The organism is Bradyrhizobium cytisi, assembly GCF_008123515.1.
In the GTDB taxonomy this organism is placed as follows: domain Bacteria; phylum Pseudomonadota; class Alphaproteobacteria; order Rhizobiales; family Xanthobacteraceae; genus Bradyrhizobium; species Bradyrhizobium cytisi.
Window position 1 is genome coordinate 79,894 of record NZ_VSSR01000043.1, and the last position, 15,666, is coordinate 95,559.

Below are 15,666 nucleotides of genomic sequence, written 5' to 3' on the forward strand. Positions count from 1 at the left end.
GAAGCGCGTCTTCGCGCGGATGTCCCGGGCATCCACGGACTTTGGTGCCGCGAGTCAGAACGTGGATGGCCGGGACAAGCCCGGCCATGACGGAGTGCGGGGATACGGTGCTCGTATCCTCTCAATAACTGCGTTCACATTCATCCTTGCCATCGGCACCTTCGTCGGCTGGGTCTATTCCCTCGGTCCGCTGCCGCTCGACGAAGCGCGCCGCGTCTCGACCACGGTCGTCGACCGCAATGGAAAACTGCTGCGCGCCTATGCCATGGCCGACGGGCGCTGGCGGCTGCCGGTCGATGCGAAAGCCAATGTCGATCCAACCTATCTCAAGCTGTTGTTCGCCTATGAGGATCAGCGCTTCTACGCCCATGATGGCATCGATCCGCTGGCGCTGGGCCGCGCCGCGGTGCAGCTCACCACGCGCGGCCACATCGTGTCCGGCGGCTCGACCATCTCGATGCAGCTCGCCCGGCTGATGGAGCCGAGGCGGCAGCGCTCGCTCTACGCAAAACTGCACCAGATCGTGCGCGCGATCGAGCTGGAGCGGACGCTGAGCAAGGACGAGATCCTCAACCTCTACCTCGCACTCGCGCCCTATGGCGGCAATCTCGAAGGCATCCGTGCCGCCTCCATCGCCTATCTCGGCAAGGAGCCGAAGCGACTGTCACTGGCGGAAGCAGCGCTTTTGGTGGCGCTGCCGCAATCGCCGGAGACCCGTCGGCTCGACCGCTATCCGGACGCCGCGCGCATCGCCCGCGACCGCGTGCTCGACCGCATGGTCGAGGAGCATGTGGTCAGCGCCGACGAGGCGAAGCAGGCCCAAGCCGTGCCGGTGCCAAAGCTACGCAAGCCGATGCCGATCCTGGCGCCGCACGCGTCCGACAGCGCGCTGACAACCGTCAAGGATGCGCCGGTCATCAAGCTGACGCTGGATTCCAATCTCCAGAAAGTGCTCGAGCCCCTGGCGCGCGACCGCGCGATTGCGCTGGGGCCGAACATCTCGGTCGGCATCATCGTGGTCGACAATGAGAGCGGCGACGTGCTCGCACGCGTGGGGTCTGCCGATTATTTCGACGAGAGCCGGGCAGGGCAGGTCGACATGACCCGCGCCATCCGCTCGCCGGGCTCGACGCTGAAACCGTTCATCTACGGGCTCGCCTTCGAGGACGGTTTTGTCCACCCCGACAGCCTGATCGACGACCGTCCGGTCCGCTTCGGCTCCTACGCGCCGGAAAATTTCGACATGACGTTCCAGGGCACGGTGCCGGTGAAGAAGGCGCTGCAGCTGTCGCTGAACGTGCCGGCGATCGTGCTGCTCGACCGCGTCGGCGCGAGCCGGCTGGCCTCGCGGCTGCGGCAGGCCGGCGGCAATCTGGTTTTGCCCAAAGACGAAGCACCCGGGCTCGCGATGGGCCTTGGCGGCGTCGGCGTGACGCTGCAGGATCTCGCCCAGCTCTATGCGGGCTTCGCCCGGCTCGGCACCACCAAGCCGCTGCGCGAGGTCATGGCGGCCGTGGACGACCGCGAGCCGCTGCGGCTGCTGGATCAGGTCGCGGCCTGGCAGGTCGGCAACGTGCTTCTCGGAACCCCACCGCCGGAGAACGCCGCCCACAACCGTATCGCCTTCAAGACCGGCACCTCCTATGGCTATCGCGACGCGTGGTCGGTCGGGTTCGACGGCCGCATGACGATCGGCGTCTGGGTCGGCCGGCCCGACGGCGCGCCGGTTCCTGGCTTGATTGGCCGTGTCGCCGCTGCGCCCATTCTGTTCGATGCCTTCGCGCGGACCGGCAAGACGTTGACGCCGCTGCCGAAGCCGCCCAAGGGAACCCTGGTCGCCAGCAACGCGAAGTTGCCGTTGCCGCTGAAGCGGTTTCGTCCGGTCGGGGAGCTCGTCCGAACCGGCGGCGAGCAGGCGCTCCACATCCAGTTCCCGCTCAACGGCTCCCGGATCGACGTGGATCGCTCGGGCGGGGCCGAGGCTTCCGCCATGCCGGTGAAGGTCGCCGGCGGGGTGTTGCCGATGACTGTCATGGTCAACGGTACCGCGCTCGGCGAGATCGACGGGCGGCGCCAGCGCCTGATCGATCCGCCCGGCCCGGGCTTTGCACGGCTGACCGTGATCGACGCCGTTGGCGCCGCGGACACAGTTGTCATTCGAATTCAATGACTGTGGCTCAAGCGGTTGTGGCGATGGCGGTTTCAGCGTAAGCGGAACCAATGGCCGAGACCTATCCGACTCCCCGTTTTGGCGCGCCCCGAGAGCCGAAAATGCCTGTGAATCCGGGCAGCCGGCTCGTGCTGATGCTCGACTTTGTCACCGCCAGCCACGCCCGCGCTGTGGCCTTCCTCGTGCTGTGCGCACTACTGCTCTTCCTGCCCGGCTTCTTCACGATTCCGCCGGTCGACCGCGATGAGGCGCGCTTTGCGCAGGCCACCAAGCAGATGGTCGAGAGCGGCGACTATGTCGACATCCGCTTCCAGGAGGACGTGCGCTACAAGAAGCCGGTCGGCATCTACTGGTTGCAATCCGCCGCGGTCGAAGTCGCGACGGCGCTAAAGCTGCCGAAGGCTGAACTCCGGATCTGGGTCTACCGGCTGCCGTCGTTGTTGGGGGCGATCGGCGCCGTGCTGATGACCTATTGGGCGGCGCTTGGCTTCGTGACGCGGCGCGCCGCGGTCCTTGCCGGGCTTCTGATGTGCTCCTCCGTGCTGCTCGGCGTCGAGGCGCGGCTCGCCAAGACCGACGCGATGCTGTTGTTCTGCGTGGTCGCCGCAATGGGCGCGATGGCACGCGCCTATCTGTCCTGGCAGCGCGCCGAGGACGAAACCCATCCGCCCTGGAGCTGGCCTGCGATCTTCTGGACCGCGCTCGCCGTCGGCATCCTGATCAAGGGCCCGCTGATCCTGATGTTCGCGGGCCTGACGATCGTTGCGCTCGCGATCCAGGACCGCGATGCTTCATGGCTGTGGAAGCTGCGTCCGCTCTGGGGCCTGATGTGGCTGCTGGTGCTGGTGCTGCCCTGGTTCATCGCGATCTTCTGGCGCGCGGGCGATGCCTTCTTCGCCGACTCCGTCGGCGGCGACATGCTGAGCAAGATCGGCGCGCAGGAATCCCATGGCGCGCCGCCCGGACTGTACCTGGCGCTGTTCTGGATCACCTTCTGGCCGGGCGCGCCGCTCGCGGCGATGGCGGCGCCTGCGGTGTGGCGGGCGCGGCGCGAGCCCGGCGCGCAGTTCCTGCTGGCCTGGCTGATCCCGTCCTGGATCGTGTTCGAGGCGGTGCTGACCAAGCTGCCGCATTACGTGCTGCCGCTCTATCCCGCGATTGCGATCCTCACCGCCGGCGCGCTGGAGCGGAATGTGCTGTCGCGCTCCTGGCTGGCGCGCGGCTCGGCCTGGTGGTTCGCGATCCCCGCGGGCGGCTCGATCATCGCAGTCGTCGGCGCCGTCGTGCTGACGCGGCAGCCGGCCTTCGCGGCCTGGCCGTTCATCGCGGCCTCGCTGATTTTCGGCCTGTTCGCCTGGTGGCTCTTCGACAGCAACCGAGCCGAACGCTCGGTGCTCAACGCGCTGGTCGCGGCGCTGATGCTGGCGGTCGTGGTCTACGGCATTGTGCTGCCGTCGCTGACGCCGCTGTTTCCGAGCATCGAGATTGCGCGCGCGCTGCGCAGCGTCACCTGTGTCGGGCCGAAGGCGGCGTCGGCCGGCTATCATGAGCCGAGCCTCGTGTTCCTGACGGGCACCCAGACGCTACTGACCGACGGATCGGGAGCCGCCGATTTCCTCAGGCAGGGAAGCTGCCGGTTTGCACTGATCGAGCAGCGCTCGGAGCGCAGCTTCGTCCAGCGCGCCGAGGCGATCGGGCTGCGCTACAAGGTTGGGGCGCGCATCGACGGCTATAATTTCTCACAGGGACGCGCGATCTCGATCTCGATCTTCCGCTCCGAGGGCACCGAGTAGGATGCCGGCCTCAACCGATATTGCGCTGCGCGCGAGCTACCCCGCGCAGCTGCTCGGGGTCGCGGGACGCGCGCTGGCGCAGCTCGCGCGCACGCCCTCGCATTCGCGCCGCGCCGAGGCCGCGCGAAAGCTGGCGCGGCATTCGCTGTGGCTCAGTGCGGCGGGCGCTGCTCTGATTATCGTGCTGATGGTCGCGTTCGACGGGACCGAGATCCAGCTGATGCCGGCGCGCGGCACGCCGGCGCTCTGGCCGATCCGCATCCTCACCGATTTCGGCCAGGACGAGTATGTGCTCTCGGTGCTGGGAGTTGCGCTGGTTGTCGTGGCGCTCGTTGGGGCGGGGCTCCACGGCGCCCGCCGCGTACTGCTATTGGGCTTGGGCACGCGGCTCCAATTCTTGTTTCTGTCTGTTGCCCTGTCGGTGTTCGCCGGAGAGATCCTGAAATATCTGATCGGTCGGGGCCGGCCCTTCGTCGGCGGCAAGGCCGATCCGTTCAACTTCATCCCGTTCGAGGGAACGGGCGCCTATGCGAGCCTGCCGTCTGGCCATGCAATCACGGCGTTCGCGCTCGCCTTTGCGGTCTCAGCGCTATGGCCGCGTCTGCGCGTGTTCATGTTCACCTACGCGGTCGTGATCATCCTGACGCGGCTGGTGCTGCTGGCGCACCACCCGAGTGACGTCACGGCTGGTGCGCTGGTTGGCATGGTCGGCGCCATGGCGGTCCGATACTGGTTTGCGGCCCGCCGGCTCGCTTTCGCCATCCGGGCCGACGGCACCATCGTGCCGCTGCGGGGACCGCTTCCCGGGCGCCTCAAAAGGGTTGCCCGCGGGGCATCCGCCCCATAAAAGCGGCTGCTTCCCGGAGCTGCCGGTTCCCCCCGGAGGCAGGCCAATTCCAACCACGAGCTTCGATTTGTCGTCGTCCCAGCCTTCGGTTTCCATCGTCGTCCCCGTGCGCAACGAAGCCGACAACATTGCGCCTTTGATCGAGGAGATCACGGCCGCGCTCGATGGCCGCTGGGCCTATGAGATCATCTATGTCAACGACGGCTCGACCGATGCGACCGGCGAGCGGCTCGCGGCGATCATGGCGGAGCGGGACAATCTGCGGCAGCTGCGTCATGCCAAATCGGGCGGCCAGTCGGCGGCGGTGCGCAGCGGCGTGCGTGCGGCCCGCGGCGCGATCGTGGCGACGCTCGATGGCGACGGCCAGAACAATCCCGTCTTCCTGCCGGATCTGATTGCCGCGGTCGAGAAGGGCGCAAATGTCGGGCTTGCCGCGGGACAGCGCGTCGGGCGCAAAGACACCGGCTTCAAGAAATTCCAGTCGCGCGTAGCAAACGGCATCCGCAACGGCATCCTGAAGGACGGCACGCGCGACACCGGTTGCGGGCTGAAGGCATTCCGGCGCGAGGTGTTCTTGATGATGCCCTATTTCGACGGGCTGCATCGGTTTCTGCCCGCGCTGGTCCGCCGCGAAGGTTTTGACATTGCCTATGTCGACGTGATCGACCGGCCGCGCCATTCCGGAGTGTCCAATTACGGCTTCTTCGACCGGCTGTGGATCGGGATCATGGATCTCGCCGGCGTGTGGTGGCTGATCCGCCGTAAGAAGCCGGCGCCAGAAGTGACTGAGGTGAAGGCATGATCATCCAATACGGCCAGGCGCTGAACAACTATCTCTACGACGTCTTCGTCGCCAAGTTCGATTTCTGGCTCGCCTTCGGCCTGGTCGCGCAACTGTTCTTCACCGCGCGCTTCCTGGTGCAGTGGATTGCGAGCGAGCGCGCCGGCAACAGCGTGGTGCCGATGGCGTTCTGGTTCTGCTCGATGGGCGGCGGGTTGATGACGCTGGTCTACGGCGTCGTCAAGCGCGAGCCCGTCATCATTCTCGGACAGGCGCTGGCAACGATCATCTATGTCCGCAACATCATGCTGATCATCAGGAACCGCGGCCGGACGTCGAAGACATTGGACCGCTGATCCGGGACTAGGCCGCAAACCTCCCAAAAGCTGTTCGGAACCGATCCAAAACGCGCTTGCTATTTCAAGACCGATCGGTTCATATATTGGGCATGCGCCACGAATCCCCTGTGCACTCGCCGCGTGGGCGGCCCCGAGGTTTCGACATCGAGGCCGCGGTCGAACGTGCGATGGATGTGTTCTGGTCGCGCGGCTATCACGGCACGGCGCTGCCCGACCTACTGCGGGCAACCAAGCTCTCGCGCGGCAGCCTTTACGCCGCCTTTGGCGACAAGCACTCGCTCTTCCTGCGGGCGCTCGATCGCTACATTGCCGATGCCCTGGCGCGGATGGAGTTCGAATTCGACCCGCGCAAGGATCCGATTGACGGCCTCAAGGCCTACCTGGCCGGTTACGTCGAGCGCACCAGCGGGGGCAACGGGCGGCGCGGTTGCCTGCTGGTGGCTACCGCCATGGAGCTGGCGGGCCAGGATGCCGAGGTTGGCCGGCGCGTCGCGGGCTACTTTAAGGCGATGGAGGGCAGGGTGGCGAACGCACTATCCCGCGCGAAGGCGGCGGGGCAGCTGGCCGACGGTGTTGAGCCTTCAAGTGCCGCCCGAATTCTCATCTGTTTCCTTTGGGGGCTGCGAGTGGTTGCCAAAACGGCACCGACGCGAAACACGTCGCAAGCCACCGTTGACGCTCTTCTCGACCGTTTCATTAGATAAACAACCCATGGACGTCTCCGCTATTGGCGCGTCTATATTTGGACTGATCGGTCTTGAAAGGAAAGGTGCCATGTCCGCCATCCAGATCGTCTGCGCGGTGGCCGTTCCCTTGCTCTGGGGTTATCAGTTCGTGGCCATCAAGGTGGGCGTTACGGAGTTTCCGCCGCTCTTCTTCCTCGCGATACGCTTTCTGGCCATCGCGTTGCTGCTTGTTCCCGTTGTCAAAAGGCCCACGCGGCAACAGTTCAGCCCTATCGCAGCTATTTCGTTTTTCCTTGGTGGACTGAACTTCGGGCTCTTCTATGTTGGCCTTGGGCTCGGCTCGGGAAGCATGTCGGCCGTTGCATATCAACTCGCGCCGCCTTTCACCGTCCTGCTGGCCTGGCCGCTGCTCGCGGAGCGGCCGTCTCTAACTACGTCCGCCGGAGTGGTGCTTGCTTTCGTCGGCGTGGTCGTGTTGGTGGCGGGGCCTGGCCTGTCCGCAAACGCACTGCCGCTGCTGCTTGTGGTCGGGGCAGCCTTCGCGTTCGCGGTGTCCAACGTCTTGACGAAGCGCTACGGCCCTTTTGATCCCCTGATGTTGATGGGGTGGGCGTCGCTGCTCACGGTGCCGCAGGTCATGTTGATGTCGTTGCTCCTCGAACATGGACAGCTGGCGAGCCTTGTCACGGCGGATGGACGTGGCTGGCTGGCGCTCGCCTACACGATCTTCATCGGCGGCATTGTCGGGTTCAGCCTGTGGTTCTGGCTGATCGGGCGTTGCTCGATGGGGCGCGTCGCACCGTTTGGCCTGCTGCTTCCGGTGTTTGCGCTGATCTCGAGCGTCCTGTTCCTGGGTGAGCGCATAACGCCCAAGCTGATCGTCGGCGGGCTGCTCGCGATCTCCGGCGTCGCCATCACGCAAGTCAAGCCGCGCGTCGCGTCGCAGCCCTAGCGCGGCAGCGCCGTGGCGCCCGAGGCGGGCAGGGCGTTCGTCTCCGCCGCCTCGGTCCGGCGATAGGGCTCGCCGGCCGCATCCAGCACGGGATAGGCGACCGAGCAGATATGCGAGTGGATGCGGCGCAGATCGCGCAGCACGTCCAGGTGCAGCGACGTGGTCTCGATGGTCTCGGGGCGGCCCTCGCGCAGGCGGTCGAGATGGCGTTCGACGGCGGCGAGCTCGGTGTTCTTCAGCGCAGTCTTTTCCACCAGCAGCTTGCGGGCCTCGTTGGCATCGCCCGACATGAAGACGCCAAAGGCGATCCGCAACGACTCCATCGTGCGCTTGTGGAACGCGGCGAGCTCGTCTGCGCCCTCAGCCGAGAACTGGAAGCGCCGCTTGATCTTCTTGGTCGCGAGCTCGCTCAAATTCTTGTCGATGATATCGCCGATATGCTCGAGGTTGATGGCGAAGGAGATGATCTCCATCGCACGCCTTCCCTCGCTCTCGTCGAGGCTGCCGCGGGTCAGCTTGGTGACATAGAGCTTGATGGCCTCGTCGAGACTGTCGACCACATTGTCCGTCTTCGAGACCTGGTCGACCAGCGAGCGGTCGCCGGTCATCATCGCGGCCATCACCTTGCGCAGCATGACCTCGACCAGATCGCCCATGCGCAGCGTCTCGCGGGCAGCGTCCGCAAGCGCGAGCGAGGGCGTCTCCAGCGCCGTCTCGTCGAGATAGCGGGGGCGGGCCGGGTCGGTTTCCTGCACGCGATCCGGCAGAAGCTTCGTCAGCAGGCGCGACATGGTGTCGAGCAGGCCGATGAAGATGACGGCCGTGCCCACGTTGAAGGCGATGTGGAAGGCCGCAATCATCTTGGCGAGATCGGGCTGCCAGGCGTGCATGTGGCCCGCGATCGTGCCCAGGAACGGCAGGACCAGCGCAATGCCGACGATGCGATTGACGAGATTGCCGACCGGCAGGCGATAGCTCGCGGGATCGTCGCGTTTTGCGCCTTCAAACACGGGGTTGACGGCGCTGCCGAGATTGGCCCCGAGCACGAGCGCCAGCCCCGCATCCGGCGTGATGAACTGCGAATAGGCCAGCGACATGATCAGCAGCACGCTGGCGACGCTTGAATGCACGGCCCAGGTCAGAAGCGCGGCGACGATGATGCACAGAACCGGATCGCCAGTGATCGCCGACATCACGACGCGCACGCCCGGCGCGTTCTCCGCCGGCGCCAGCGTGTCGAGCAGGATGTGCAGCGACAACAGCATCAATCCAAGGCCGATCGCGATACGGCCGATATCCTTGATCCGCGAGCGCGGGCCGGAGCGGAAGGCGACGAGGCCGAGAACGAACAGTACGGGAGCTACGGCCGCGATATTGAACGACAGCGCCTGCACGATCAGCGTCGTGCCGACATTGGCCCCCAGCATGATGGCGAGCGCGGCGACGAGGCTGAGCAAACCCTCGGCGGTAAAGGAGCTGGTGAGGAGTGCGGTCGCCGTGCTGCTCTGAAGTAGCGCGGTGAGGCCCAGGCCCGCAGCGAGCGCGCTGAAGCGGTTGCCGAGTGCCTTGCCGAGCAGGCGTCGCAGGTCGGGGCCAAAGGCGCGCAGGATGCCGCTCTGGACCATATGGAGGCCCCACAGCAACAGCGCTACGCCGCCCATCAGATCGAGCAGTACCAACGTTCCCATGCTCCGTGTCCGGATTGGAGTCGAAGGGGCAGGCTAACGCCAAACGCCAGCGGATCAAACCCCTTGTTGGCGCGTCGGCGTTAACGCATTCGGTGCTTGCACGTTCCCGCGGCGTGTCTTGGCGTCCGCAGGCGCAATGCCTTGTGAGCAGGCTCACATTGCCGCTTTGAGGGCCGCAAAGCCGCGATCGAGATCGGCCTTGAGATCGTCGGTGCTCTCGAGCCCGATATGGAGTCGCAGCGTCGGGCCACCGGGCGCCCACGTCGTGGCGGTGCGGTAGTCGCTGCAATCGAAGGGAATCGCGAGGCTCTCGAAGCCGCCCCACGAAAAACCCATGCCGAACAGCTTGAGCGTGTTGAGCATGGTGTCGACGGCCTTCTGCGGCACGGGCTTCAGCACGATGCTGAACAGGCCGGAGGCGCCGGTGAAGTCGCGCTTCCAGATGGCGTGGCCCGGATCGGTCTCGAGGCCCGGGTGCAGGACGCGCGCGACCTCGGGCCGGCTGGCCAGCCAGTGCGCCATGTCGAGACCGGAGCGATGATGCTGCGCGAGGCGGACCGATAGCGTACGCAGGCCGCGCAGCGCCAGGAAAACGTCGTCGGGGCCTGCGCAGACGCCGAGCAGGCGGATGCCTTCCGCGATCTGCGGCCAGGTCTTGGCGTTGGCCGAGATGGTGCCGAACATGATATCGGAATGGCCACCGATATATTTGGTGGCAGCCATCATGCTGATGTCGACGCCCTGCTCGAGTGAGCGGTGATAGAGCGGCGTGGCCCAGGTGTTATCGTCGATGACGAGCGCGTCGCGCGCATGCGCAATTTGAGCGATGGCGCGGATATCCGGCATCTCGAACGATTGCGAGCCCGGCGCCTCGACCAGCACCGCGCGGGTGTTGGGCTTGAACAGCTTCTCGATGGTAGCGCCGATCAGCGGATCGAAATAGGTGGTCTCGATGCCAAGGCGGGCGAGCATGCCGTTGCAGAAATTGCGCGTGGGACGATAGACATTGTCGCAGACCAGCAGATGGTCGCCGGTCTTCAAGACCGAGAGCAGGGTGGTCGAGATCGCCGACAGGCCCGACGGCACGATGCCGACGCCAGCGCATTGTGGCCCCTCCAGCGCCATCAGCGTGTCCTGGAACGCCCGCGTGGTCGGGGTGCCGTGACGACCATAGGTGAACTCGCCGCGATGGGCGTGCAGGTCCTCGGCGGTCGGATAGAGCACGGTCGAGCCGTGGAACACCGGCGGATTGACGAACCCCTTCTGCGCCTTGGTGTCGCGGCCGGAGGTGACCAGCCGGGTTTCGGCGTGCTGCTGTGCGGGGTGCGAGGAATCCATGCGTCTGCTTTCAAAAAGCGTTTCCGCCGGGCGCGGATCGCGCGGTCGGGGCGGCCTGGGGGCCACCGACGTTAATAACAGAACACAGAAGAGTCCCGTCAACCCCTTGACCCGGCTCGCCAGTCGTTCTGTGATGCGCGGGTGCTATTCAGTCGCCGCATGTTGAGGGGCCTGCCGCGACCTTCGATCCATCGTCTGACCGGACCTTGCGCCACGGCCTCAAGTGCGGGCGCCTGCGACGAGGATTAAGGTATGGCCTCCCGGGATGGGCGAGTGTTCGGCAAGGTTTTCCAGCATGACTCTTGCAAGGCTACCCTTTTTGTAGGGAAAGTCTTGGCAGAGACACCGTTCCCGACCTTGAGATGACTTTGAAAGGCTTGAAGCCCATGAAACGCGTGACCCTGGCTTTCTCTCTTGCTCTCGCCGTCGGCCTCTCTGCCCAGGCCGCCGACGCACAAACGCTCAAGACCATCAAGGACCGGGGCACGCTGTCCTGCGGCGTCAGCCAGGGCCTGCCGGGCTTCTCCTCGCCCGATGACAAGGGCAACTGGACCGGGCTCGACGTCGACGTCTGCCGCGCCATCGCGGCCGCGATCTTCAACGATCCGACTAAAATCACATTCGTGCCGACCTCCGCCAAGGACCGCTTTACCGCGCTGCAGTCCGGCCAGATCGACGTGCTCTCGCGCAACACCACCTGGACCATCTCCCGCGATACCTCGCTCGGCGCCAACTTCACCGGCGTGACCTACTATGACGGGCAGGGCTTCATGGTGAAGAAGTCGCTCAAGGTGAATTCGGCGCTGGAGCTGAACAGCGCCTCGGTCTGCGTGCAGACCGGCACCACCACCGAGCAGAACCTCGCCGATTATTTCAAGGCCAACAACATGAAGTACGAGGTGATCGCGTTCGGCACCAACGACGAGACCGTCAAGGCCTATGAGGCCGGGCGCTGCGACGTCTTCACCACCGACCAGTCCGGCCTCTACTCCAACCGTCTGAAGCTCGCCAATCCCAACGACCACATGGTTCTCCCCGAGATCATCTCGAAGGAGCCGCTCGGACCGATGGTGCGCCACGGTGACGACCAGTGGTTCGACATCGTGAAATGGACGCTGTTCGCCATGATCACCGCCGAGGAGCTCGGCGTGACCTCGAAGAACGTAGACGAGAAAGCCAAGATGGAGAATCCGGAGCTGAAACGCGTGCTCGGCACCGACGGCAATTTCGGCGAACAGCTCGGCCTGACCAAGGATTGGGTGATCCGGATCGTGAAGGCCGTCGGCAATTACGGCGAGGTGTTCGATCGCAACGTCGGCGCGGGCTCGCCGCTCGCGATCAACCGCGGTCTCAACAATCTCTGGAACAAGGGTGGTCTTCAGTACGCGCCGCCGATCCGCTGATCCGGCCCGATCAGCCGGCACATGGCAATGAGCACCGAAGCTCGTAAACCGCCGCTCCAGATCGCGCTGAAGATCAGGCGGCTTCTGGGTGGCAAGGCAGGCTGGAACGGCGTCGCCGTCCAGTTTGCCTTCGCGGCGGTGCTGGGCTGGATCGCCTACGAGATCATCTCGAATGCCCGTGCCAATCTCGAAAACCAGCACATTGCCGCCGGCTTCGGCTTCCTCGCGAACAATGCCGGCTTCGACGTCAACCAGACCCTGATTTCCTATACCGGCTCTGACACGTTCCTGCGGGTGTTCGTGGTCGGGCTGTTGAACACGCTCGTGGTCTCTGCGGTGGGCATCGTGTTCGCTACAGTGATCGGCTTCATCGTCGCGTTGTGCCGGCTGTCGCCGAACTGGCTGGTGTCGCGTATCGGCGAGATCTATGTCGAGCTCATCCGCAACCAGCCGCTCCTGTTCCAGATCCTGTTCTGGTACCTGGCGGTGCTCGCGGCGCTGCCCAATCCGCGACAGAGCATCTCGCTGCTCGGCATCGCCTTTATCAGCAATCGCGGTCTCGTCATTCCACAGCCGATCGGCCAGGCCGGTCTGGAGCCGTTCCTGGCGGCGCTGGCATTCGGCGTCGTCGCCGCGCTGGGCTTGCGCATCCATGCGCGGCGGGCATTGTTCTTGCGCGGACAGATGATCCACATCTGGCCATATGTGCTGGGCCTCGTCATCGGGCTGCCGCTTGTCACCATGCTGGTGTTCGGTCTGCCCATCACCGTCCAGCTGCCGCAGCTCAAGGGGTTCAATTTCGCCGGCGGCGCGCGCGTCATTCCGGAATTCGTGGCGCTGGCGCTGGCGCTGTCGACCTATACCGCGGCCTTTATTGCGGAGATCGTGCGCGCCGGCATCCAGTCAGTCCACAAGGGGCAGATGGAGGCGGGGTCCTCGCTGGGCCTGAGTCGCGGCACCACGCTGCGGTTGATCGTGGTGCCGCAGGCGATGCGCGTGATCGTGCCACCCCTGACCAACCAGTATCTCAACCTTACCAAGAATTCCTCGCTCGCGGTCGCGATCGGCTATCCCGACCTCGTGTCGGTATGGGCCGGCACGTCGCTGAGCCAGACCGGGCAGGCAATCGAGATCATCACGATGACGATGGGCGTCTACCTCCTGATCTCGCTCGTCACCAGCGGCGTGATGAGCGTCTACGGCTGGCGCCTGAACCGGAGCCTCGGCGCATGACCGACATCATGGCGTCATCCTTCGTCCGTCGGGACCTCGTCGCCGAGCGTCCCGCGCCGGTCAAGACCACCGGCTTTGTCGGCCTGCTGCGCACCCGCCTGTTCAATTCGCCGACCAATATCCTGCTCACGATCGTCAGCGCCTTGCTGCTCTGGTTTACCATCATTCCGTCCATCAGGTTCCTGATCGTCGATGCGGTCTGGAGCGGCAACGACCGCGGCGCCTGCCTCGCCGAGAACGCCGGATTTACCGTCGGCGCCTGCTGGCCCTACATTCAGGCCAAGCTGCCGCAGTTGATCTATGGTTTCTATCCCGAGGCCGAGCGCTGGCGCGTCAATCTCGCGCTGATCCTGGCGGCAGCACTGCTCCTGCCGCTGCTGATTCCACGCCTGCCTGTCAAGGGCCTCAACGCCAGTCTGTTCTTCTTCGCCTTTCCGGTCGTCGCGTTCTTTCTGCTGCATGGCGGCGGCATCAGCGGCTTCGGCTTGAGCTGGACCGCCGGCCTGCTGGAACTGTTCGACGACAGCATCGTTAGCGCCGGGCACGTGCTGCTCAGCCTGAGCAAGACATCGGCCATCGCGCCGCTGCTGTGGGTTGTCGGCAATCTCATCGTGCTGGTCGGCATTGCGATCCGTTGGCTGATCTACCCGCTGACCTGGCTGCGCGACCAGCTCCAGGGGACGGGCCAGTCGGTCTGGGTCGATTTTGCCATCACGACGGCGTTCGTCTCGCTGATCGCCTTTGTCCTCGGCGGCGGCATTCGCACGGGGTGGCGCGCGCTCGCGTCGAGCATCGCCACCTTCGTCGCCATCGCGATGGTTATCAAGCTGATGGGGCTCGACCACGGCGGCTTGCCGATCGTCGCGACCAATCTCTGGGGCGGGCTGCTGGTGACACTGGTGGTCTCCGTGACAGGCATCGTCACCTCTCTGCCGATCGGCATTGCGCTGGCGCTCGGCCGGCGCGCCTCAATCCCCCTGATCCGGATCTTCTCGATCGCCTTCATCGAGTTCTGGCGCGGCGTGCCGCTGATCACCGTGCTGTTCTTCGCCACCTACATGCTGCCGTTGTTCCTGCCGGGCAATTTCACTGTCGACGGCCTGGTGCGCGCGCTGATCGGCATCGCGCTGTTCACCGGCGCCTACCAGGCCGAGAACGTCCGTGGCGGTCTCGCCGCGATCCCGCGCGGGCAGAACGAGGCGGCGGCGGCGCTGGGGCTGTCCTGGTGGAAGACGACCTCGCTGATCGTGCTGCCGCAGGCGCTCCGCCACGTCATTCCGAACCTCGTCAACAGCTTCATCTCGCTGTTCAAGGACACCTCGCTGGTCTCGATCGTGGCGCTGTTTGACTTGCTGGGCTCGCTCCGGGCTTCGTTCTCGGATCCGAAATGGTCGACGCCGTCGACCGCGTTCACCGGCTTTGCCTTCGCCGGTATCATCTACTTCATCTTCTGCTTTGGAATGTCGCGCTACTCGCTCTTCGTCGAGCGCCGCCTCAACATCCACCGCCGCAACTGATCGAGGTCATCATGTCCGCTGATCCCATCGTCAACATTTCCGGCCTCAACAAATGGTACGGCGAGTTTCATGTGCTGCGCGACATCGACATCGAGGTCAACAAGGGCGAGCGCATCGTGATCTGCGGGCCCTCGGGCTCGGGCAAATCGACGCTGATCCGCTGCATCAATGCGCTCGAGGAATTCCAGGAGGGCAAGATCGTCGTCGATGGCATCGAGCTCGGGCCGAACCTCAAGCATGTCGACGCGGTGCGCCGCGAAGTCGGCATGGTGTTCCAGAGCTTTAATCTGTTTCCGCATCTGACGGTGCTGGACAATTGCACGCTGGCGCCGATCTGGGTGCGCAACATCCCAAAGAAGGACGCCGAGGAAACCGCGATGAAATTCCTGGAGCGGGTCAAGATCCCGCACCAGGCCAGCAAGTTCCCCGGCCAGATGTCAGGTGGCCAGCAGCAGCGCGTCGCGATCGCGCGCGCCCTGACCATGAACCCGAAGGTGATGCTGTTCGACGAGCCGACCTCGGCGCTCGATCCCGAAATGGTCAAGGAGGTCCTCGACACCATGGTCGACCTGGCGAAGGAGGGCATGACCATGCTGGTCGTGACCCACGAAATGGGCTTTGCCCGTGAGGTCGCCAACCGCGTGGTGTTCATGGACGCCGGCCAGATCATCGAGGCCAACACGCCGAACGAATTCTTCGCCACCCCGCAGCATGCCCGCACCAAACTGTTCCTGAGCCAGATCCTGCGCTGATTCCCGCGACATCCCGGAGGGGCCGCCGATCGGCCGGCAAGGTTTGATCTCGTAGGGTGGGCAAAGGCGCTCTTGCGCCGTGCCCACCATCTCTCCGCGATCGCCAGCGGTAGGGTGGGCACGCTGCGAGACTGGGCAAGAATTGTT

Annotated in this window: 13 protein-coding genes; 11 read left to right on the forward strand and 2 right to left on the reverse strand. The window is 65.0% G+C overall.

Going from position 1 to position 15,666, the window contains the following annotated elements:
* The first annotated feature begins 61 nt into the window (after positions 1–61).
* From pbpC to FXB38_RS26775, 7 genes are all read left to right on the forward strand, one after another.
* Positions 62–2,170, forward strand: a complete 2,109-nt coding sequence (gene pbpC, locus FXB38_RS26745; protein ID WP_148753924.1) for a penicillin-binding protein 1C — start codon at positions 62–64, stop codon at positions 2,168–2,170.
* 50 nt (positions 2,171–2,220) lie between these two features.
* Complete coding sequence (locus FXB38_RS26750; protein ID WP_148753925.1) at positions 2,221–3,963, forward strand: ArnT family glycosyltransferase; 1,743 nt, start codon at positions 2,221–2,223, stop codon at positions 3,961–3,963.
* A gap of 1 nt (position 3,964) precedes the next feature.
* Positions 3,965–4,810, forward strand: a complete 846-nt coding sequence (locus FXB38_RS26755; RefSeq protein ID WP_148753926.1) for a phosphatase PAP2 family protein — start codon at positions 3,965–3,967, stop codon at positions 4,808–4,810.
* Positions 4,811–4,877: 67 nt separating this feature from the next.
* Positions 4,878–5,612 carry a glycosyltransferase family 2 protein gene (locus FXB38_RS26760; protein WP_148753927.1) on the forward strand — a complete coding sequence of 245 codons (735 nt, stop codon included), beginning with the start codon at positions 4,878–4,880 and terminating at the stop codon, positions 5,610–5,612.
* On the forward strand, positions 5,609–5,947 hold the full coding sequence (locus tag FXB38_RS26765; protein ID WP_148753928.1) for a lipid-A-disaccharide synthase N-terminal domain-containing protein: 339 nt from the start codon (positions 5,609–5,611) through the stop codon (positions 5,945–5,947). The genes FXB38_RS26760 and FXB38_RS26765 overlap by 4 nt, the downstream gene beginning before the upstream one ends.
* Positions 5,948–6,117: 170 nt before the next feature.
* Positions 6,118–6,654 (forward strand): TetR/AcrR family transcriptional regulator, encoded by a 537-nt coding sequence (locus FXB38_RS26770; protein ID WP_246230163.1) that lies wholly within the window; start codon positions 6,118–6,120, stop codon positions 6,652–6,654.
* A gap of 70 nt (positions 6,655–6,724) precedes the next feature.
* Entirely contained in the window at positions 6,725–7,588 is an 864-nt protein-coding gene (locus FXB38_RS26775; protein ID WP_148753929.1) for a DMT family transporter, read from the forward strand.
* Here the strand turns inward: FXB38_RS26775 and FXB38_RS26780 are convergent.
* Together FXB38_RS26780 and metC are read right to left on the reverse strand one after the other, a co-directional pair.
* Entirely contained in the window at positions 7,585–9,276 is a 1,692-nt protein-coding gene (locus FXB38_RS26780) for a Na/Pi cotransporter family protein (RefSeq protein ID WP_148753930.1), read from the reverse strand. The two genes, FXB38_RS26775 and FXB38_RS26780, sit on opposite strands and share 4 nt — an antisense overlap.
* 153 nt (positions 9,277–9,429) lie before the next feature.
* Positions 9,430–10,614, reverse strand: coding sequence for a cystathionine beta-lyase (gene metC, locus FXB38_RS26785; RefSeq protein WP_148753931.1), 1,185 nt, complete (start codon positions 10,612–10,614; stop codon positions 9,430–9,432).
* 386 nt (positions 10,615–11,000) lie between these two features.
* Here metC and FXB38_RS26790 point away from each other — a divergent pair, with 386 nt between their 5' ends.
* Genes FXB38_RS26790 through FXB38_RS26805 form a run of 4 tightly spaced genes read left to right on the forward strand, consistent with a single transcriptional unit; the run spans position 11,001 to position 15,519 of the window.
* Positions 11,001–12,017, forward strand: a complete 1,017-nt coding sequence (locus FXB38_RS26790) for an amino acid ABC transporter substrate-binding protein (RefSeq protein ID WP_148753932.1) — start codon at positions 11,001–11,003, stop codon at positions 12,015–12,017.
* 27 nt (positions 12,018–12,044) lie between these two features.
* Complete coding sequence (locus tag FXB38_RS26795) at positions 12,045–13,250, forward strand: amino acid ABC transporter permease (RefSeq protein ID WP_148753933.1); 1,206 nt, start codon at positions 12,045–12,047, stop codon at positions 13,248–13,250.
* Positions 13,247–14,767, forward strand: coding sequence for an amino acid ABC transporter permease (locus tag FXB38_RS26800; RefSeq protein ID WP_148753934.1), 1,521 nt, complete (start codon positions 13,247–13,249; stop codon positions 14,765–14,767). Before FXB38_RS26795 ends, FXB38_RS26800 begins: the two co-directional genes overlap by 4 nt.
* Before the next feature lie 11 nt (positions 14,768–14,778).
* Entirely contained in the window at positions 14,779–15,519 is a 741-nt protein-coding gene (locus FXB38_RS26805) for an amino acid ABC transporter ATP-binding protein (RefSeq protein ID WP_148753935.1), read from the forward strand.
* Positions 15,520–15,666: the final 147 nt, after the last annotated feature.

Coding starts and splice junctions, on each gene's coding strand:
- FXB38_RS26750 (WP_148753925.1), top strand. CDS start 2,221: ATGGCCGAGACCTATCCGACTCCCCGTTTTGGCGCGCCCCGAGAGCCG.
- FXB38_RS26755 (WP_148753926.1), top strand. CDS start 3,965: ATGCCGGCCTCAACCGATATTGCGCTGCGCGCGAGCTACCCCGCGCAG.
- FXB38_RS26765 (WP_148753928.1), top strand. CDS start 5,609: ATGATCATCCAATACGGCCAGGCGCTGAACAACTATCTCTACGACGTC.
- FXB38_RS26770 (WP_246230163.1), top strand. CDS start 6,118: ATGGATGTGTTCTGGTCGCGCGGCTATCACGGCACGGCGCTGCCCGAC.
- FXB38_RS26775 (WP_148753929.1), top strand. CDS start 6,725: ATGTCCGCCATCCAGATCGTCTGCGCGGTGGCCGTTCCCTTGCTCTGG.
- FXB38_RS26780 (WP_148753930.1), bottom strand. CDS start 9,276: ATGGGAACGTTGGTACTGCTCGATCTGATGGGCGGCGTAGCGCTGTTG.
- metC (WP_148753931.1), bottom strand. CDS start 10,614: ATGGATTCCTCGCACCCCGCACAGCAGCACGCCGAAACCCGGCTGGTC.
- FXB38_RS26790 (WP_148753932.1), top strand. CDS start 11,001: ATGAAACGCGTGACCCTGGCTTTCTCTCTTGCTCTCGCCGTCGGCCTC.
- FXB38_RS26795 (WP_148753933.1), top strand. CDS start 12,045: ATGAGCACCGAAGCTCGTAAACCGCCGCTCCAGATCGCGCTGAAGATC.
- FXB38_RS26800 (WP_148753934.1), top strand. CDS start 13,247: ATGACCGACATCATGGCGTCATCCTTCGTCCGTCGGGACCTCGTCGCC.
- FXB38_RS26805 (WP_148753935.1), top strand. CDS start 14,779: ATGTCCGCTGATCCCATCGTCAACATTTCCGGCCTCAACAAATGGTAC.